Source organism: Streptomyces sp. NPDC019443 (assembly GCF_044389785.1).
Taxonomy (GTDB): domain Bacteria; phylum Actinomycetota; class Actinomycetes; order Streptomycetales; family Streptomycetaceae; genus Streptomyces.
Map to the genome: position 1 here is coordinate 54,912 of NZ_JBIRYJ010000024.1, position 20,201 is coordinate 75,112.

Here is a 20,201-nt window from a genome sequence, read left to right on the forward strand (position 1 = left end):
TTGACCGGAACGGGGAAGTTCGGCGCCGCGGGTGCCGCGGAGGACTGCCCCTTCTCCGCACCGCCGGCCGCCGCGGCGCGGGAGCCGCTGGAGGATGGCGACGCGCTGCCGGACGGCGACGCGGACGCAGAGGCGGAGGGGGAAGCCGAAGCGGAAGGGGAACTGCTCGGAGAGGCGGACGAGGTGGACACGTCCGGCGTCGCCGCGCTCTCGGCACTGGCTGCGACATCCGCGGCCGGGGCAGTCTCGCCCTGGCCTCCGCACGCCGACACCAGGAACAGCGCGCCGGTGGCAGCCAGTGCGGCGGAGAACCTACGGGACGAGGGCAGCACGATGTAATCCTTCGGTTGCTGGTCGTGGTCGGCCGAACGCGGGGAAATCTGGCTGGTTATATACCAAGCCGACGCCAGGATGCGAACCTGAGGACCTTTCGGACCAATCCCCGCGGACGTTCCGGCGAAGCGCCCGAATTCATCCGTCACTTGACGCCCCGCATCCGATGGTCTCGGTGTCCACCGGCCCCGCCACCGTCCGACGTGCTCAGATACCTACGGGAATGATCGGCTCCGCGCCGGGCAGCTGATTCAGATACGCCTGAATGTCCCCGGGATCGGACGTCGCGACCAACGCGGCACCGATCTGCAGCGCGGTGAGCGCGACCAGCCCGTCAACGGGATCGGGACGCTTCTTGGCAGGCAGCTCCGCCCTCCCGATCAGCTCGCCCACGCGCCGCCATTCCGTGTCCGTGTAGCAACACACCACCGCACACTCCTTGAGCGCTCTGGCGAGATGAGCCCGCGCCGCCCCGCCCCGCCAAGCCTGTGCAACCACAGGGGCCGGCACCACCGGAAGTCCGTTCCGGCAGAAGGCCCGGTGCCTGGCGAGGGCGGACCCGGGCCTCTTGTCTGTGAGGGCGATGAGCATCCCGGCGTCGTAGACGACGTCACCGAGAGAGTCAAGATCGGGACAGGTGGGACAACCCAGGTTCACGCAGCGGCCCCGCGCCGACGCGCGGCGGACTCGGCACGGGCCGCCGCAATCTCTGCTTCGATACGGGCCAGCTCCTCCGCATCGACATCACCGTCGGGCGGCCAGGGAAGGGTCTCCGCCTCCGCCTCCGCCTCCGCGATCGCGGCATCGATGTCGGCGAATGACTCCGCTATCCGCGCCAGCCGGGCAGCCTCCTTGCGACCCGCCATGACCAGGAACGCAGAGACGTCGAGGCCATTCTCGACGGCGACCGTCCTGATGCGCTCGGCATCCTCGGGGTCGAGGCTGATCGAAATCCGGGTCTTCGGCATACCAAGAGCATATCACGGCGTATTACGCCTCTGCGCGCCAGGCGGATCCCTCCAGGACTGCAGCGAGTGGCGAGCTTCACGATCTCCCTGCAGCTCCACTTCGTCACGGAACGCCTTCGCTGCCCGCACATCAGTGTGCGAGCCCGGACAGCTTGCCGCTCTGCAAGTGCGAGTCGTAGTCGCCACCCGACTTCCTGGCAGCAGCGATACGGCGCAGGTCGTGGAACGACGTCACCGACCGGCCCATCTGGTCAGGACGACGCATGTGTGACCAAGGCGGGCAGCGCGTCAGGACGCGTCACGTCGTCCGCAGGCAGCTCGCACCACACGGTCTTGCTGCCGGGTCCCTGCTCCACGCCCCAGCGCAGGGCCAGGGCATCGAGAAGTGCGAGGCCGCGGCCGGTCTCGTCATCGCCGGCCGCCTTGCAGAGGACGGGCATGGCCCGGAGGTCCGGGTCGGTATCTCTGAAAGCGTTGCCACGCCTATGCCCCTTCTAGCACGTCGAACCCCTGCCGGTAGGGGAGTTGATCGCAGTGCACGAGAATGTGTTCACGATGATTCCCTGGGGTCCAAACGTGGTTATTCCCACCTGAACGGTTGCGGGAACAGCCGAATGCGGATCCCCGTAGACGGGAACGACCGACATGAACAGTTTGTTGTCCCCGGTCAGATGCGTCCACCCGTAGCGCTCGATCTTGCTGGCCATCCTTGACACCGTTGGATCCGACCCGGCCGCTGTCGGAGATGACCGCCTTCCAGCCGGACGAACCCTTCGCCCATGCCGTCACCGTGGCGTACGAGCCGCTCGCTTTCACGGTGATGACCTGCGTGGCGTTGCCGACGTTGACCGGCACGGGGAAGTCCGGGGCGGTGGCGGGTGCCGGGGCGGTCTGCGTCTTCTCCGTGCCGCCGGCCGCCGGGGCGCTGGAGCCGTCGGAGGACGCCGACGCGCTGCCGGACGGCGACGCGGAAGCGGAAGGGGATGCCGACGCGGCGGCGGAGGCCGAGCTGCTCGGCGAGGCCGACGAGGCGGGCGCGTCCGACGCGAAGCTGCTGGAGCTGGGCACCACCTCAGCGGCGGCCGGGGAGTCTTGGCCGCCCCGCTGCCCGCACGCCGACGCCAGGAATATCGCGCAGGTCGCGGCAAGCGCGGCGGAGAAGTTACGGGACGAGGGCAGCACGAAGTAACCCTTCGGGTCGATGGGGGAAACGCGAGGTCGAGGTCGGCACGGCGAAATCGCGCCGGTTCTATACCAGGCGTGCGCCAGGATGCGAGCGGACGGACTATTCGGATGAATCCGGCGCTGGTCGGTCGCTCCGTGTGCGGCGCGAGGCACACTGTCCGGTTTGTCCGATCGGGTGTGTCCTGACGCGGCACTCGTGTATAACCGCTGCGCCGTCCGGCGGAAGAGCGGATCCCCCAACTCCGTGCAGCCGAAGCAGGAGTGCGGCCTTGCGCCGACGCAACCGCGCTGCCGCCGCCTCGTTGCCCGTTCGGCCTGGGGGTCATCCGCACACCCGCATACCTGAACACCCGAACTCCCGTCGGCCACCACAGGCCACGGGTACTGATCAGCCGCGTAGACGAGGGATGGGACATGAGTCCGAGAAGAGCCCGCGCCCGGCGGGCGAGTATGAAGAAGCGCACGATCTGGCTGGCGGCAGGAGCCGTCGTGCTGGCCGGCAGCGGAGTCACGGCGGTCGCCGTCACCGGAACATCCGAAAGCGCCGGTCCTGACGACGGGACGCGCCCGGCAAAGGCGCACACGATCGCCCTGGACGGCAAGGACCCCAAGAAGCGCACGCTCACGCGCACCGAGACGCAGTCGTACTCGCTCGTCGGCGTCTCCTGGGAGGACAGCACCGACACCTTCGAAGGCACCGCCCAGATACGCACGCGTCAGGCCGCCACCGGCACCTGGACCGAGTGGCAGGATCTCGACTTCGACGTACGCGCGCCGGAGTCCGCCGAAGGCAAGACCTCGGGTGTGCGCGGCGCTTCGGAGCCGCTGTGGGTCGGGCCTTCGGACGGGATCGAGGCCCGGGTCCTGGCGGACGGCGAAGAGACCGCGGTGCCCAAGGCGCTCCGGCTCGACATGATCGACCCGGGCGAGACCGCAAAGGGCGGCAAGGGCAGCGGTGGCGGCAAGGGGAAGGGCAAGCCCACGGCGGCGCCCACCACGACGGAAACGTCCGCCGACCCCACCACGCAGCCCTCGGACCCCGCTCCGACGAGCGACCCGGCCACCAGCGACGCACCCGGCACCGATCCCGGCGAGGCCACCACGCCTCCCACCGACGAGCCGACCGGTTCGGCCCTCCCGCCCGAGGAGCCGGCTCCGTCCACCGAACCGTCCGAGTCGGCCCCTGGTACCGACCCGACGGGCGAGCCCACGGACGCCCCGACCGAGGCGCCCACCGAGGAACCCTCCGGACAGCCGTCGACCGAGCCCGCCACCAGCGAGCCCCCGGCCGAGCCGACGCCGAGCACGGCGCCCACGGACGAGCCCACGGACCCTGACCCCACCGTCAACCCGACCGGCTCCCCCGAGCCGACCGCCTCGACCACCACTCCGGCCGCTCCGACTCGCCCGGCCATCGTCAGCCGGGCCGAATGGGGCGCGGACGAGTCGCTCGTCCAGGACCCGCCCTCGTACCTCAGCAAGGTCGACGCGGTCTTCGTCCACCACACCGCCGGGACGAACAACTACGAGTGTGCCGATTCACCCGCCATCATCCGCGCGATCCTCACGTTCCACGTGAAGACGAACGGCTGGAACGACATCGGCTACCACTTCTTCGTCGACAAGTGCGGAACGGTCTTCGAGGGCCGCGCCGGCGGCGTGGACCGCCCCATACTCGGCGCCCACACCTACGGCTTCAACAGCTACTCGTCGGGCATCTCGATGCTCGGCAACTACGAAAACGGCGGCACGCCGACGGCCGCGGCCAAGCAGGCTGTCGCCGACGTCGCCGCCTGGAAGCTGGGCCTGCACGGCGTCGACCCGCAGGCCAAGGTGACGCTCACCGCCGCCGCAGACACCGGCGTCTGGACGAAGGGCCAGGCGGCCACGCTCAACACCATCTCCGGACACCGCGACGGATACGCCACGCTGTGCCCCGGCGCGACGCTCTACTCCGCGCTCCCGGGGATCCGTACGGCCGCGGGCAGTTCGCCGTACGCCGCAGGCTGACCTCTACGACGACTGGGGCCGGGGCCCTGCAAAAGGGCCCCGGCCGTTGCCATCACTCGTCTCAATTCCATGTCAGAGGTCGCTGCGAAGCTGCCCGGAAATACGACAACACAGGAGAAGAGCATGGTGGAGCAGGCGGTACGACCGATAGTCGAGGCGATCGTCGCGAACGCCCCGAACGGCTGGACGCACGCAGTGCTGCACAGCCGGGCAGGGCGGGGCGGTACCTCGGTGACCGGCGGCTACACCCCGCAGAGGGGCCGTTGGAACGACGGTGTGCCCAACCCCTTCGTGGAACTCATGGCACTGGCGGAGACACTGCGCGAAGACCGAGGCTGGGAATCCGTCAGCCTCGAGATCCAGTGCCGGCCGTCCGGCGAGTACCGGCTCGTCGCCTTCCACGACGCCGTCACCCGGGTGACCGGTACGGGCGGCGGCTTCCAAGTGGTCCTGGACCCCGACTACCAGTTGCCGCAGCCGGGCCTGCACCAGGAGCCCGGCACCGCCGCACCGGCAGGCGACTCCGAGCTGGCCGTGACCCGCTTCCGCGCCTACCTCGAGCGGCGTGCCACGATCCTGGGGCAGCTCGACGAACTGCCTCCGCCCGCCACCGCCGCCGCGATCGACGAAGCCGAACGCCGCCTCGGCCGCCGCCTGCCCGCCGACCTGCGGGCGCTGTACCTGATCGCCGACGGCGACGGCGTGGGCTACGAGACCCGCGGCCTCTTCCGGGGCAACACTTGGCTGTCGCTGGAGAGCCTCGTCGCCGAGCGCACCGAGTGGGGTGCAGGCGAACCGCCGTGGTTCGGCTGGGACTTGGAATGGGACGCCGTCGTCTTCGACACCACCCCCGCCAAAACTGTCCGCCGTTGCGGAGGCCACCCCGGCTGGGTGCGTTTCGGCACCAGCGAGGACGGCAACTTCCTGGCCGTCGACACGGACCCGGCCCAGGACGGCCGCCCCGGCCAGATCATCCGCACCGGCCGCGACTACCACGACGGGCCCCACTATGTCGCCGAGTCGGTCACCTCACTCCTCGGCCACTACCTGGAACTGCTGGACCAAGGCGCATACGAGATACGCGGCGAGTACATCTCCCTACTGGAACCCGCCCGCGCCCCCGACCTCCGGCAGATCATCGGCGACATCCCCGACGAGGTCCCGTCCACCGTCCAGGCAATCCACATCAACGACGCCACCGCCCTCGTCGACCTCGCCCCGCTCACCGCGGCCCCCAACCTCCGCCGACTGCGCAGAAACAAATGCTCTTCGAGGATGAAGCTGAATGCGGTGTTCGGCCGCTCCCGCAGCAGCCGTTGACGCTCCAGCCGCGCCGCCAGCTGCGCGTCGATCTGCTCGTCACTCAGCGGCGGCAACTGACCCCGGAACAGCACTCGCGCGTAGGCCTCCGTCTGCAACAGCCCTGGAATCAACCGGGATTCGTACGTGTCGAGGCTGATCGCATGCGTCTCAAGCCCTGCCCACTGCACAAACCAAGCCGCCAACCCCTGCTTCCCCGACAGCTGCCGCGCCGCCTTGCGCAGCACCCCGCGGGCATCCAGCGCCGTCTCCGCCCGCTCGATGAACTCGTCCGACGGGAACCGTCTGCCCTGCTCGATGGAGGCCAGGTAGTGCGCCGAGTACTGCATCTGCGGCGCCAGCGCCTCCTGCGTGAGCCTCGCGTGCTCCCGGAATGCCTGGAGCGCGGCACCAAAGGTCTTGAGACTGTCGGACGGTTCGGGCTCGGTTACTTCTGTCATGCCGGTGACCCCCGGGGCGTTCACGATCAACCCTGCCAAGTCACCCATGGTCACAGCCAGTTACTCGTACCGTCCACCCTTCGCACTCGTACAGTCACTCACTGTACGAGTTGCCGAGCATGGGCCTGCTGTCGGTGCCATCCTCTACGCTGCGCCACTGAACGAACGTTTCAGAGGGGAAGGCAACAAACGTGGGCGGCGACGCGTGGTGGCAGACGGGCCCGTATCAGCATGATCTGGCGGCGGCATTCCGGCAGGCCCAGGAGCAGGAGCTGGCGAAGGACAACCACGGTTTCGAAGGCCGGACCATAGACGAGTTGTGGCAGGACTCGGCGTGGAAGGAGTACATCCTCACCGGCGGCACTGGCACGGTGCTGGACCTCGTCCACACAGTCGACTCCACGTATACCGAGTGGGGCCCCTTCATGCGGCCGTTGACCGTCGGTGAGGTGCGGGCCTGGGCTCCCAACGGCCGTCCCACCTACGCCGAGTGGATCGACGCCCTGGAAACCGAGCGGCAGTCCTACCCCGGACGCGCCTGCGGGAACTGCACGGTGCTCTACCGTGACGGTCGGCCGTCGGAGATGGGCTACTGGGGCGTCACCGCGGACTAGTCGCTACCGGATAGTCAGCCTCGACCTCCACCCCACCTGGTCGAGAGTTCGCACGCCGGCAGCCCGCAAAGTTGGACCTGGCGGGCCGTCGCTGCCGGAGTCCCGGTTCGGTCGATGCCCATCGGCTCAGAAGGTCCGGTAATAGGGTGTCTCGATCGTCGCCGCGACACTGAACGGGGAGAACTCAGCTTCCGTGAGTACACGGTAGAGAAACTGCGAGGCGGTCAGGTCGAAACGCTGGAAAGGCTCCAGCGGATCCACTCTCGCCACCACGGGCCACGTCGACGGATCCTGCGAGGCGTCAACCAGCCAGTAGTACTCCTCCTCGATGAAGGAGTAACCCCACTGCACAAGGCCCGTGCCCTTGCTCTCGTCATTCGCTCCCAGGATCCCAAAGGGTTCGTAAATCCGTCGATTGTCGGGATTCCCCCGCACGGACCTGAGCAAGGACTCGTAGTTGGCGAGCACCGACTCCGCGCCCCCTTCCGCCTCCAACACCAGAACATGGTCGCTGAAGGCGCCCCACCCCGGGAAGCGCCGGTGCAGCTCCCTGAAATCAGCCGGCAGAGGGGTGTTCAAGGCCCTTTCGGTGTCGGACCAGTCGAAATTCGCCGGGTTCGGCGCTCCAACCAGTCACCATCACCAGCCGATCAACCCACTCCATGTGCACCCCTCCGCGCGACGCACCAACCAACCACGCTTTCGCCATCGGGAATAGACAGCCTTCGCCACGGCGTCGCCATCCAATGCGGCCCCGCACAATGGGAAGTCCCTGAAGTAGTACTCGTTCGCGACCTCCGGCTCGACCAGCAGGCTGGCGTCGTAACAAAGTGCGCGAAGCGCCATGTCAGCCGGAACGTCCCGCGGGCCAGCCAACTCCCGCAGATCAATTCCGAACTCGGCAGAAATCCCCGTGGCCCCACCGGAAGTAATCTGGCGGAGCCACAGAATTCTTTACAGAGCGCCACAAGATTGCGGCGTCCAAAGCCGTCTCCATGTCGACTCAATTTACGGTGACTCACACCACCGCTGGACCGCCGCCTTGCAGAGGCGATCTTAGTCATCGACTAGCTCCACACGAATGGGTTCAGCACCACCCATATAAAGCATGCACCCAGCATCCTCCTCGTCCATGTTCTCCGGTGGGATCACATAGATTCCTGCGGTGGGCGCGGGAACCCAGCCGAGGTTGCGCGGAGGGTCATACTCTTCGTAATGCCCCACGTAGAGCCGCGTCGGCGGAATGGACACCATACAAACGTCTCCTGCGCGGAGCTCGGAAACTACCGGTTCGATGTGATATGGGACCCATTCCAGGTCGGAATCATCGCACGGGATGGAGAATCCCCCGTCCCACCGGAAATTCGAGGAGTTGTCGATCACTCCCCATGGCCATTCGAGTGTGATGTGGCGCGAATCCAGTGCGGCCACCCGAGCGCTGGCCGGCTCACAGGAGACTACGACTTCGTCGCCGATCTGAGGAACCATATCTCGTCACCATCTGTTCTGGCCGTGAACGGGAGCTGGTGCGCGCGGATCTCCGCGCGCACCAGCGAATACTACCTGCCTTGAAGAGCAATGGCCTTGTCACTATTGCCGCCAGAACATCCGGAATGGCGAGGCTTGTGGACCGCCACGGAACCGCGGTCCTCCGCACGCTGCGTTGCGCCAGGGCCGGTACAGTCGTTTGCGGATAGATGGCCAGTTGCCCGTACAAGCAAAGAGGCCGACTGCCGCAATAAGCGGCAGCCGACTCCTTCAGCTACGCGTCACTCACTTTCTTTCTTGCCCGGGTCAATCTTCTCCACCTCAATTGGTTCACCTGCGTTGAGATAGAGAACGTATCCCGCCTCCTCGTCACCGAGGTCCGCGACTGCGCAAACCCCGAGGGCCCACGTCGGCCGGGGGAGCCAGCCGAAATCGGCGGGCGGGTCATACTCCTCAATCGCTGTCACCTGAACCTCGGTCTCCGGGATCCCCATCATGGCGGCCCCATCAGCACGGAGTTCAGAAGTATTTGGCTCCAGTCGCCAAGGAGTGCTACTCCACTCACCGTCGTCCGCGCGCCTGCTGAATCCGACTGTGCCATCCCACGACGTACTTGACGCCTCGTCAATTTCACGCCAGGGCCAGTCAATGAAAACCCGATCTGTCGTGCATGACGAAACCGTGACGTCGACGGGAGCGCACCGAATCCTGAGGCGATCACCGACAGTGAACCCACGCGCACTCTTGTGACGAATGTACTTCATTCACTGGAGCCCTTCGTTCCAGAACAGAGTGAAAAGCGTCTTGTCCGAGTTGCCACCCGGTTCCCTACCCCACCGACTGCTTTCCGGCATGAGAACCAAGGCAGCGCCTCCTGGTGTGCCTGTCGCCTCTTGAATTCCCCATGGAGGGCGTTGTGGAGGCCTCGCTGCCGGGATACCGGTTTCTGGCGAAGTATTGATTTTCTTGGGTGACTTCTGGGAGGCGTCCATAGATGTACGACGGACCCGTCAAGAATACGGCCGGCTAGGCACTCCCCACCACGTGCAGAATCGCCTCGGCATCACCTGGTAGTGATCAATCAAGGGCAGAGCAGGGGATCGCCGAAATGACTGATGCTCACCGAGGAGCTCTCTCAGCGCAGCCCTGGTCGCGCCGAGAGTTACGCCTTCCAAACCCACCCAAGGAACAATTTCCACGATCGCCACCCGATCCACTGCATTCCGCGACAATCGAATTACGTTGTCCATCGCCTTCCATGACGTTCTCCCAACGGGACCCCCGCCGACGGCATGTTCCGCTCGTTGAACATCCGCACTGCGCCATAGTGCCGATGCATTGATACGACGCCGCCCGCACAGGCGTGACTTGCTCCTCTACTACGGGCGGATGCCTTCGTGCCTTCGGGAACTCGGGCACCACTTACTCGGTGGGCGTCCGCTGCTCGCGCAGACACGCCAAGTCCCGGGCTTGCACGAGGGCGGGACACGGTGCGCCTGCCTTCACCGCTCGCTGACGCCCTCGTAGGCGATGTCGAGTGCAGGCCAGACGGGATTCTTCCGCGGCACCCCCAAAAGCGTTACTGAAACACTCAGCACGCCACCTCGGCCGCCACGGCCGTGCCGTGGTGACTCCAGCCGCTGAACGGATCATCCGCGCCCGCCTCGAACAGACGAACCGCCTTGCCAGTGGATTCCATGCCCGATCGTCGGGCGTGCGAATGCCCACCGGATGACCGAAGAACTCCCGCTACTGCCGACGAAGCGGTAACGCGCAGCCTTCACGGGCCAGCCGTAGAGCCATGGCCGGCACCAGAGTTGCACATCTGGATGATCTTTTCGGCTTCCGCCTCCCTCCCGGCCAGTCGGCCGCCCTCCCTGATCTCCGAATCGGTCATCCGTGGGGCGAGCTGGAAGATCTCGTGCACCCCTTCGAAGTTGTGGAACTCAAGCATCCTCAGGAACCACTTGACGGCGACAGCCCGGTTCCCCTCCGTCCCAACCCCGTCCCGGTGCCAGCAGCCCGCAGCCATCATGGCCCCGGTATGGCCCAGGTCGCCTGCCCTCTCGTACCAGTGGAGCGCTTCCTCATCCCGGTCCATGTCTGAGAAAACATCGCCAAGCTTGGCCGCCGCCTCGTCAACGCCGGCGTCCGCCGCTGTGCGGAGCCAGCGGATCGCCTCGGACAGGTCGTGGGAACCATCGCTCTCTTCGAGGTAGAAGACGCCGAGATTGTGCGCGGCAATCACGTCCCCCTCGCGCGCGGCGAGAAGAAAGAGCCCCTCGGCCTTCGCCAAGTCCTGGTCGACACCGACGCCTTCTACGTACAGGTAGCCCAGGGACCGACGGGCCTCGTTGTTTCCGGACTCTGCCGCCCTCCCGAACCATACGGCGGCTTCCGATGGATCCTCGTCCAAAGCGAGCAGAATCCCACCAAATACACTTTGACTGCCGGACTCACCCATTCGCGCCGCTTGCTCCAGAACGGGGCGGAATTGCGCGAGCCTTCGTCGCCCCTCCTCGCTCCCGGCCTGATCCGCTCGCAGCAACCACCTTCCCCGATCAGCGGTTTCCGAGGCTTCGGCAAGCGCCAACATCGAATCGGCATCGCCCGCCTCTGCGCGCGCAAGGAGTTCTTCACGGCGGTTTCCACCACTAGGCACGTAGCCCTCCTACATCGACTGAGCATCAAAATAACACGCGGGGCCTCCCCGGCATGTTGCCGGAGAGGCCCCAACTCATTTCACCCCTACGAAACTACTACCAAGGGGAGAATTCCTGGTCTCCGGTCCGCCGGAATATGCGCATTCCAATCGGATCGGACACCGCTATGTCCACATTGTGGGAATAGGCAAACCAGCTTGCGAATTCCTGGCAGGGGCCGCACATTTCACGGTCCACCAACACATCGCTCTTGCCCATGTTGTCGGAGATAGCCTGGACCTCGACGTGGGAGTCCTGGTACTTGCCGACAATGCCGTTGTCCCGGAAGTGCGGAGTCGGCGGCATTCCCATGTTCGCTCGCCCGGCGGAAACCTGGGCGATGTCTACCTTCTCCATTGACTTGGGCTTCTTCGCCGACCACCCGGATCGGTATGCCTTGCCATTGGAGACGCCGGTCGTCTTCTTCTTCGACTTACTGGGAATGTTCGCCTTGGAAGGGTGACCAACCCTCGTCTTGCAGGCCTCGATTCCTTCGTTGTGGGTCAGAATCCCGAACGTGCCCAGAGCGACGTAGTACGTGTGTACGCCGTCGACGGTGAAGTTGTAGACGCGCTGAGTGCGGTGCGCATCGTCCACCGCGGTGATCTGGGTCCAGGTGCCGGCGGAGGTCTGGAGCCACATGCCGGGCTCGAGGTCCTCCGCTTCGACCCACTTGCCGAAGTCCGGCAGCCAGAACGGGTGCTCGTCCGTGGCTGTGATGGTCTCGGGCTTCGCGTCGCCATCCTTGCCGTCGGGGTCGACGGTGAGGGTGATCAGGTGCTTCACACCGCTGTGGTTACGGGTGTCGGTGACCTCGCGGGCCTGCAAGTCGCCGGTCTCCGGGTCGGAGGCCAGGACGTACTCGCCCTCCTTCAGGTCCTCGATGTTCTTCGTGGACCCGTCGGCCATCACCACCTTGGTGCCCGGCACGAAGCTGTTCTTCTTCGGCGGGACCTTGCAGCTGCCTCCCTGCTTCTCAGGAGCCTTGCTCTCGGCCTTCTTCGCCCCGGGCTTCGACTTGGGCTTGGGCGCAGGGGCCTTCGACGCAGCCTTGCCGCTCTTGACTGCGTCCGCGGCCTTGGCGCCCTTCTTCGCCCACTTGGCCGCAGTGACCGCGGCTCCCGCACCCGGAATCGCCGCCGCCATCGACAGTGCCGCGTCCGTGTAGTTGCCCTCGGCCGCGTACCAGATGCCGTTCGCGACATCCGCCGCCTCGCCGATGACCGGCACCATGCCCGCCACATCGAGCGCGGCATGGCCGACGTCCGAGAGCGAGATGTCGATGCCGAAGAGGTGGCCGTCCAGCTCCACGAAGGAGATGGGGTTGCCGCCGGCGAAGGCGTAGCGGTTGCCGGTGTACGGGTCGGTCGCCAGGGACATGTCGTCCAGAGCGCCGCCGTACATGTCGCGCGTCAGGAACCGGTTCAGACCCGGGCTGTAGTTACGGAAGCCCATGTCGTACGTACCGGAGCCGTCGTCGTACCGGTGCGCGTTGTACCGGTAGTCGTTGTACTGCTCCTTGTCCGGGTTCGCCGCATCGGGCTTGTCCGCACCGGTGAACTGCGCGTCGTCGTCCGAGCCGTAGGCCGTGTAGCCGTAGGTGGCCCGGGTGTTGCCGTCCTCCTTCGTGATCGCCTCGACATCACCCTTGGGGTGGTAGAGGAACTGCGAGTACTCGTGCGGACCGGTGTCCTTGTGCTTGATCTGGGTCAGCTTCTGACCCCAGGGCGAGTACTGGTAGGACTTGGTCGCCTTGCCGGCGACCTCCTCCCGCAGCACCTTGGACTCCATGCCCAGGTAGGTGAAGAGCGTGGTCTTCCCACTCGTCCCGGACGTGGTCTCCGACGCCGTGCGGTCGAAGGCGTCGTACACGTACGACGTCGTCTTGGCCGACGCACCCGTACCCGCCGTGTGCTTGGCGATCCGGTCGAAACCGTCGTACGAGTACTTCTCCTGCACCGACCCGTTCGACGAGACCGTGTCCAGACGACCCAGCGGGTCGTAGTTGTACGTGGAGGCGACACCGCCCGCGGACGTCTTCAGCAGACGGTTGCGGTCGTACGTCGAAGTCGACGTGACCCCGCCCGACTTCTGCTCGACGATGTTGGAGTTGCCGTCGTAGACGTACTCCTCCGTGGCCGCACCATGACCGGTCTTGGTGACCTTGGAGATGCGGTCCTGCGGGTCGTAGTCGAACGTCGAGACGGTGTCCAGATACGCCGCCGTGTTGTCGGCGTTCATCAGCTTCGCCGTGTCCTTGGAGCGGTTCCCGTTCGGGTCGTATTCCAGGTCGTGCGAGGCGACGACAGCGCCGCCGCTCTTCTTCTCCACCTGCGACTTGACCGCACCGTTGAGCCAGTACGCGTAGTCGACGGTGTTCCCGTTCGGCTTCGTCTGCTTCAGCGGCTGGCCGCGGTCGGTGTAGGTGAGGGTGGAGATCTGCTGGTTGCCCGCCGTCGGCGTGTCCGCGTTCGTGATCTTGTTGATCATGTCGCGGACGTCGTACTCCGCCTTCGACCACGTCACGTCGTGCGTGGTCTCGAGCGGGTTGCCGTTGACGTCATAGGTCAGCGAGGTCGTGTTCTTGACCGTGCTGCCCAGCTTCTCCTCGACCTTCGACAGCTGGTTCAGCTCGTCGTAGGCCATCGCGTACGAGTCCGCCTTCGCGCCCGGCGAGAGGTCCTTGACCTCCGACAGCAGCCCGTTGGCGTCGTACTTGTAGGTGAGGTCCTTCTTCTCGTTGTCGGTCTCGCCCGTGTTGGCGCGCACCAGCTTGATGCCGTCGGCGACAACCGTGCCGTTGGCGGCGTCGGTCAGGGTGACCTTCTGGCTGCCCGACTCGGTGAAGGAGTAGGAGCCCAGCGAGACCCACGTGCCCGAGCCCGTCGACTGGTTGACGGTCCGGGTGGTCTCCCCGGTCGAGTGGGTGACCTTGAACGGGGCGTCCGTGGCCGCGCCGGTCACGTCACCGTGCCGGGCGAAGACCTCGTACGTACCGTCCTGCGGGATGTTCAGCTGCCAGGTGAAGGACTCCGTGCCGGTGCCCTTGGCGTTCGTGCGGACGTCGTAGCCCCACTGGCCGAGCGCCTGGGAAGCGTCCCAGTTGCCCTGCGTGGCCGTGTTGTGGATGTCCGTCGAGTCGACGACCACGACCTGCTTGCCGACCGGAACACCGTCGTCGGAGCGGGCCTTCTGGTTGCCGGACGGGTAGAAGTCCCACGTCATCGTCCGCTGCGACGAGCCACCGGCCGAGGTCAGCGTGTTTTTGGTCTGCTGACCCAGCGTGTTGTAGTCGTACGCCGTGGTGATGTCGAAGGCGTCCTTGGCCGACTTGGTCCAGCCGTTGTCGTAGTACTCGTAGTCGGTGTCGTTACGGACCGTCTGGCCCTGCGACGGCGGCGCGGAGACCTTGGACAGCTGGCCGACCGAGTCGTAGAAGTAGTGCGTCCGGTCCGGGCTGCCGTAGTTGGCGTCGCCCTGCTTGAACGGAGACAGCGTCTCCTTGACCCGGTTCAGCTCGTCATACACGGTCTCCGAGGTGAAGTCCGTGGCATCCGAGGTCGTCTCGACACCGCGCGGGCTGATCGTCTTGGTCTTGTTGCCGACCTCGTCGTACTCGAACCTGGTCGTCCGGTACGTGATGACGCCCGAGCCGTCCTTCGAGTACGGGACCTTGACCTCCTTGGTCAGGCCACGTCGGTCGAAGCTCGTCTCGGAGGTGTTGCCCTCGGCGTCCGTCGCCTTGTCGGTGCGGCTGTCGAGGTCGTAGTGGACTTCTGTGAACTTGCCTGCCGCGTCCGTCGTCTTCACGACCCGGTTGTTCAGGTCGTAGTCGTACTTCGAGGTGAAGTCGGACGAGTCGGGGGTGGCGTTCTTCTTGGGGTCGACGACCGTGATCAGGTTGCCGACGCTGTCGTAGGTGCTGGAAACCTTGTCGCCCCTGGCGTTGACCACCGAGACGGGACGGTAGATCTCGTCCAAGGTGTACGTGGTCGTGTAGTCGCCGACCGTCGGCGTCAGGTTGCCCTTCGGCTCGGTGACGGTCTTGACGTTGCCGACCTTGTCGTACGTGGTGGTCGTGCGCCGCTCGGGGTCGGTCGCCTCGTCCTTCGGGGCGAGGGAGTCGGTGACCTGGTCCGCCGCGTCGTACACCGAGGAGGTCTCGGCGCCGTTCGGCCCGAACGCCTTCAGCGTGTTGTTGTTGGCGTCGTAGACCGGAGCCGGCGTGGTGATGTAGACACCGGCGGCCTGGTCCTTGGGCTGCTTCTGCTCCAGCGGACGGCCGAAGTAGTCGTAGTTCTGAGTGACCTTGGCGCCCTTGGCGTTGACGACCTCCTTGGTGTTGCCGCGGTCGTCGTAGACGAAGGTCGTGGGGTTGTTCAGCGCGTCCTTGATCGTCGCCGGGTACCCGTGCGGGCCATAGTCCGCGTAGGTGGTGGCGTGGCCGTTGGCGTCGGTGTCCGTCAGCGGCTGGCCGTAGGCGTCGTACGTGGTGGTCGACTGGTAGTCGCCCGCCGTCGCCGAGGCGACACCCTCCGGGTCCGTGACCGAGGTCTGGTTACCGAACGAGTCGTATCCGAACTCCCAGACGTTGCCCATCGGGCTGGTCTTCCGCCACAGGTCGGCGGAGTAGCCGTCGAGGCGGGTCTGGTACTCGAACTTGGTCGCGCCGGCCGGGTACTTGGCCGGGTCGCAGTAGTCGGTCGGGTTGAACGACGACCACGACTTGGTGGTCTCCGGGTCCCACTGGCGCAGCGGGTAGCCGGTCTTGGAGTCGTAGCAGGACGCGGCCTTGGCCCCGTTCGCCGCCTCCATGTAGGTGACGTTGTTGTCCGCGTCCCAGGACATCTTGGTGGTCTGGGACTTGGCGTCGGTGATCTGGACCGGACGGAAGAAGTCGTCCGTCACATGGTCCGTGGCGCGGCTCTCGGCATCCGTCACCTTGGTGTCGGTGAAGTTGGTGTTCGCCGTGTTCGCCTTGTACGCGAAGCCGGTGGTGAAGGCCAGACGGTCGGTGATCGTCTTGGTCCACCAGTGGTACTTCGGGTCGTCGCCGACCTGCGGGGCGTAGTACGCGAACTGCGTGTTGTTGCCGCGCGGGTCGGTGGCCTTGACCAGCTTGACGTTCTTGTTCCCCTGCGTGGCGTCGTAGGTGAACTTGAACACCTTGGGCTGGGAGGACGTCTCGCCGTCCCCGATCTGCCCGAGCAGGCCCTTGTCGGTGTAGTAGAAGGTGATCTTGCGGCCCGAGATGTCCGTCATGGACTTCACGTGGTCGTAGATCTTGGAGTTGGTCAGGCTGGTGCCGGAGACCTTGGCGCCCGAGTCGTTGATGTACTCGTAGGTGGCGTCACCCTTGCCGTAGTAGTCGATCGTGAGCGACTGACGGCCGACCGGGTCGGTGATGTACTTGAGGAACTTGGTCGGCTTGTTGTTGGACTTGCGCTCCTCGTACGTGTACGTCTGCGTGTTGCCGTCGTTGTCGACGGCGGACGTCATGTAGCCGTCGCAGCCGAACAGGAACCGTGTGCCGTCCGGGCGCGTGAGCGTCCAGGCGTCCGGGACCGGGTCCTTGGTCGGCTTGCAGTCCAGGCCGGCCTTCATCGTCAGCTTGTAGTGGACACCGGCCGGTGCCTTCCACACGCTGTTCGTGGCGTCCCAGCGGAAGACGTGCGTGGTGCCGTCACCGTCCGGCAGACGGATCTCCGTCGGGTTCGGCTTGGGGTGGAACTCCAGCGGCGCGCCCAGGCGCGTCGGTCCGGAGATCTGCGCCGACCAGCCGTGGCCGAGGACCGTGTCCGAGGTGTCCAGCGAGTTGTACGCGACACGGGCGAAGGTGTTGACTCCGCGGCCCGGGTTGTTGATGGCGTTGTACGACCAGACGCTGTTGCCGGACGCCAGATTGTTCATGACCGTCGAGCCGGCGCCGGTGTTCTTGCCCGCGTAGTCGTAGAACTTCTCCAGACCCAGCGTGTTGGACGTGGGGTCCTCGACCGTGACGTTCTGCTTCAGCGGCGGGATGGCGCCGGTCCCGGCGGACAGCCAGGTCCCGTCGGCGACCTTCTTGACGTCCCAGCCGAGCACGTAGTCCAGGCGCTTGTTGCCCTCATCGGAGTTGATGGGGGTCTTGACCTGCGCCTGGATGGTCGCGGACTTGCCCGGCAGCAGCGCCGGGATCGCCGTCGAGAGCTGGTTGCCGCCGTTGGTGACGTCCGTGCCGTCGGGGAGCTTCCAGGTGTACGACAGCTGCCGCTCACCCGCCGCCCACGCGGTCGCGGTCGTGTTGGTGACGGTGAACTCGACCGTGTACTGCGAGTTCGGCGTCATCCGGGCCGGGGTGGTCGGCGCGTAGTACGTGTCCTCCGTGGTGGCGTCCACGTAGATCACGCGCAGCAGGGGGCGCAGCTGCGGGTCCGGCGCGGCGGCGGACAGGAACAGGGAGCGTTCCTGGGGTCCGGCCGTCGTCTCGTCCTTCAGCTTGATCAGGGTGCCCTTGTTGCTGGTGGGGGTCTTGACCCAGCCCTGCGTGAGGCTGGTCGCGTCCCACCAGTGGCGGCCCAGGTCGGTGTTGAAGGCCGGCACGTAGTCGGAGACGACCGCGGAGTGGTCACCGCCGGGTGCGGTCCACGCGGTGGTGGAGTTCGCGTTGTTCCAGGTGGCCTGGGTCTCGGTGAAGTCCCTGGTCAGACCGTGGAGGTTGTACTGGGCCTTGGTGGTCGTGGTGCGGTCGGTGAGCGTGGACCACAGGAAGACCCGGCTCTCCAGCACCGTCGCGGTGGTGGGGATGGTGGTGGTGGGCCACTTGATGACCGAGCGGGTCTTGCCGTAGGTGGCGGAGTTGTTGCCCACGCTCAGCCAGTCCTGGCCGACCGTGCCCTGCTCGATGGTGTTCAGGTTGGTGGTCGGCTTGAGCGAGGACAGGGTGGTGTCGGTGACACCGGCACCGGCCTGGATGAGCCGCATGGTGCGGCCGGCCTTGGGGATGCCGACGACGCGGGTCGGTGATCCGAGCACCTGGCCGTCCGCCGTCTTGACCGCGATCTGGTAGTAGTACGACTTCCCGATCTCCGCGGAGCTGGAGTCCGGCGTCGGTACCGCGGTCGTGTCGGTGTACTGGGTGACGGTCTTGGCCACGGGCGCGACCAGCGTGGCGGCGGACGGGGTGAACACCTGCTGCGTGGAGCGGTGCAGCTGGTACTCGACCATGTCCAGGCCGGTGTCACCGGTGGTGTTCTTGTACGCGGCCCAGGACAGTTCGGGGCCGGTGCCGTGCACGACGGTCGGCGAGTTCAGGTCGGTGCCGACCTTGCCGAAGGTGACCGTCAGACGGGGGATCGTGGAGGTCTCGCCGCCGTAGTCGTAGTCCCCGGCCTCGTACTGCGGGCCGCCGAGCGGGGCGGTCGAGGACTCGTCGACGGCCTTGATGACGAAGCCGTGGTTGGCGGCGGTGCCGGAGACCCACTTCTGGACGGTGTCGCCGACCCGGAAGTTGTGCCACGCGTTGTACTCGCCGATGTCCTTGCGGATCTGGGCGGGGTTGACCAGCCGGACCCCGTCCGCGATCGTCCGCTTGGTCGAGTCGCCGGTGTCACCGAGGACGATCTTGCCCGTGTTTCCCTTGGCGAAGTCGATCTGACTCGTGCCGAGCTGCCGCCAGCCGGTGGTGCCCGTCGCCTGGTTCACCGTGAAGTTCGCGGTGGGATCGGCCGAGGTCACGGTGTAGGGGGCGGCCGTTGCGCCGTCCGTCTGCACGGGGGTGTGGACCTCGACGCGGTAGTCCGCCGCCTCGGGCACCTGGGGCTGCCAGGTGTACGACTCGCCGGTCGCGGTGTTCTTGTTGTACGCGTAGTCGCCGGCGTAGCCCGTGCCGCTCACGCGCGGCCACTCACCGACCGCGGCAGTCCCGGCGTCACCGTCGTCCATCAGGACCGTGGTCGCGGACTGCTCGCCCACCAGCGCACTGGTGTTGTTCCACGTCGCCGTGGCCTCGTCCCACGTACCCGTGGCGCGGCGGACCTCGACGTCCACATTGGTCGAACCCGAGGTGTGGACCTGGTCGTAGTACAGCGACAGCTGCGCCGTGTCGATCTTCGATCCGGCCGGGATCTCGTTCAGCGGGAACTTGATCAGCGAACGGGCGATACCCGTGCTGCTGGTCTTGCCCGCCGACATGTCCCAGGTGCTGTTGAAGTTGGTCGTCGGCTGGTCCGAGCGGACCATGACGTCCTGCGACTCCGTCGGCGACGGCGCGATCGTGATCGTCGGGTCGATCACCACCGGGTACTGCCGCTCCGGCGCCGCGAGCCACTTGGCGTCGGGGGTGACGGTCAGCCGCCACTGCTTGCCGTCGCGGGCGAGCTTCTGGGACACCTTCGCACTGAAGGCCTTGCCGTACGGAGAGGCCTTGTCCTTCTTCGCGTCGGTCATGAACGCCGGAGGAATCACCAGCACCGGATGGGCCGGGTCCTCGCCGAACAGAGCGATCGAGCCGTCCTTGCGCTCGGTCGGCTGAAGCGCACCCGCATCCAGCGTGAAGACGAACTTCACTGGCCCGGCGGGACGTTCGGCCAGGGTGATGTTCTCCTTCACCCGGCCCGCACCCACCTGGTACGAGACATCGGCGCCGGACGCCAGCCCCTTGTAGGTGACCGTGTCGCCCTTGGCGCTCGGCTCGACACCCTTGGGCGCACCTTCCAGGCCCAGGGTGACCGCCTGACCGGCCTCGGTCTCGAAACGCAGCAGCTTCTTCGCGTCCGAGCCGAACCAGCTGCGGCCGGTGTTGGTGGTGTTGGCGAAGTCGAAGCCGTTGTCCTTCGTCGCCGTGACCGTGGTGTCGATCGGCTTCCAGGACTTCCCGGACTTGTAGGACACGGGCGAGGCCGACAGATCGGCCTCCACCCGTCCGTCCGACATCTGCCAGAATCGCGCCTGCGGCGTCCGCTTCCCGGTCAGCTCCCTGACCCGCTTCGCCGGCGGGAGCTTCTTGCCCTTGGGCAGCTTCTCCCGGCTGGCTATCTCAAGCTTGCCGCCGACCGGAGGCTTGGCCGTCGTTACGTCCTCGTCGTCCGAGAACCAGCCCTTTACGGTGTCGACGATTCCTTTCTCGTCGTCCTTTTCGGGCGTGGATGGTGGGGCCGCATA

At 66.2% G+C, this 20,201-nt stretch carries 13 protein-coding genes and 2 pseudogenes; 5 read left to right on the plus strand and 10 right to left on the minus strand.

Annotated elements, in window-relative coordinates; translation table 11 throughout:
- Positions 1–339, plus strand: a complete 339-nt coding sequence (locus ACH492_RS37415) for a hypothetical protein (RefSeq protein WP_398993490.1) — start codon at positions 1–3, stop codon at positions 337–339.
- Between the two features lie 201 nt (positions 340–540).
- Here ACH492_RS37415 and ACH492_RS37420 read toward each other — a convergent pair whose 3' ends face one another.
- From ACH492_RS37420 to ACH492_RS37435, 4 genes and pseudogenes are all read right to left on the minus strand, one after another.
- A complete protein-coding gene (locus tag ACH492_RS37420; protein WP_398993491.1) occupies positions 541–726 on the minus strand; it encodes a hypothetical protein in 186 nt (61 codons plus the stop codon).
- A gap of 260 nt (positions 727–986) precedes the next feature.
- Positions 987–1,301 carry a hypothetical protein gene (locus ACH492_RS37425; RefSeq protein ID WP_398993493.1) on the minus strand — a complete coding sequence of 105 codons (315 nt, stop codon included), beginning with the start codon at positions 1,299–1,301 and terminating at the stop codon, positions 987–989.
- Positions 1,302–1,431: 130 nt separating this feature from the next.
- Entirely contained in the window at positions 1,432–1,566 is a 135-nt protein-coding gene (locus tag ACH492_RS37430) for a hypothetical protein (RefSeq protein WP_398993495.1), read from the minus strand.
- Positions 1,553–1,762, minus strand: a pseudogene (locus ACH492_RS37435) (hypothetical protein); the annotation flags it as partial. The gene ACH492_RS37430 and the pseudogene ACH492_RS37435, both read right to left, overlap by 14 nt.
- Positions 1,763–2,019: 257 nt before the next feature.
- Here ACH492_RS37435 and ACH492_RS37440 point away from each other — a divergent pair.
- From ACH492_RS37440 to ACH492_RS37450, 3 genes are all read left to right on the plus strand, one after another.
- Entirely contained in the window at positions 2,020–2,490 is a 471-nt protein-coding gene (locus ACH492_RS37440) for a hypothetical protein (RefSeq protein ID WP_398993497.1), read from the plus strand.
- Positions 2,491–2,900: 410 nt separating this feature from the next.
- Positions 2,901–4,496, plus strand: a complete 1,596-nt coding sequence (locus ACH492_RS37445) for an N-acetylmuramoyl-L-alanine amidase (RefSeq protein WP_398993499.1) — start codon at positions 2,901–2,903, stop codon at positions 4,494–4,496.
- A gap of 300 nt (positions 4,497–4,796) precedes the next feature.
- Positions 4,797–5,816, plus strand: a complete 1,020-nt coding sequence (locus ACH492_RS37450) for an SMI1/KNR4 family protein (protein WP_398993522.1) — start codon at positions 4,797–4,799, stop codon at positions 5,814–5,816.
- On the opposite strand, the pseudogene ACH492_RS37455 reads toward ACH492_RS37450, so the two are convergent.
- Positions 5,723–6,256 (minus strand): annotated as a pseudogene (locus tag ACH492_RS37455) (Scr1 family TA system antitoxin-like transcriptional regulator); the annotation flags it as partial. The gene ACH492_RS37450 and the pseudogene ACH492_RS37455 overlap by 94 nt on opposite strands.
- 191 nt (positions 6,257–6,447) lie before the next feature.
- Here ACH492_RS37455 and ACH492_RS37460 point away from each other — a divergent pair.
- Complete coding sequence (locus ACH492_RS37460) at positions 6,448–6,870, plus strand: hypothetical protein (protein WP_398993501.1); 423 nt, start codon at positions 6,448–6,450, stop codon at positions 6,868–6,870.
- A gap of 126 nt (positions 6,871–6,996) precedes the next feature.
- On the opposite strand, the gene ACH492_RS37465 is transcribed toward ACH492_RS37460, so the two are convergent.
- The 5 genes from ACH492_RS37465 to ACH492_RS37485 all read right to left on the minus strand — a co-directional run.
- Positions 6,997–7,449 carry a hypothetical protein gene (locus ACH492_RS37465; protein ID WP_398993503.1) on the minus strand — a complete coding sequence of 151 codons (453 nt, stop codon included), beginning with the start codon at positions 7,447–7,449 and terminating at the stop codon, positions 6,997–6,999.
- Between the two features lie 477 nt (positions 7,450–7,926).
- Positions 7,927–8,358 (minus strand): hypothetical protein, encoded by a 432-nt coding sequence (locus ACH492_RS37470; RefSeq protein WP_398993505.1) that lies wholly within the window; start codon positions 8,356–8,358, stop codon positions 7,927–7,929.
- 281 nt (positions 8,359–8,639) lie between these two features.
- Positions 8,640–8,855, minus strand: coding sequence for a hypothetical protein (locus tag ACH492_RS37475; protein ID WP_398993507.1), 216 nt, complete (start codon positions 8,853–8,855; stop codon positions 8,640–8,642).
- 1,283 nt (positions 8,856–10,138) lie between these two features.
- Entirely contained in the window at positions 10,139–10,774 is a 636-nt protein-coding gene (locus ACH492_RS37480) for a tetratricopeptide repeat protein (RefSeq protein WP_398993509.1), read from the minus strand.
- 343 nt (positions 10,775–11,117) lie between these two features.
- On the minus strand, positions 11,118–20,201 hold a 9,084-nt coding region (locus tag ACH492_RS37485; protein WP_398993511.1), incomplete at its 5' end, for a DNRLRE domain-containing protein.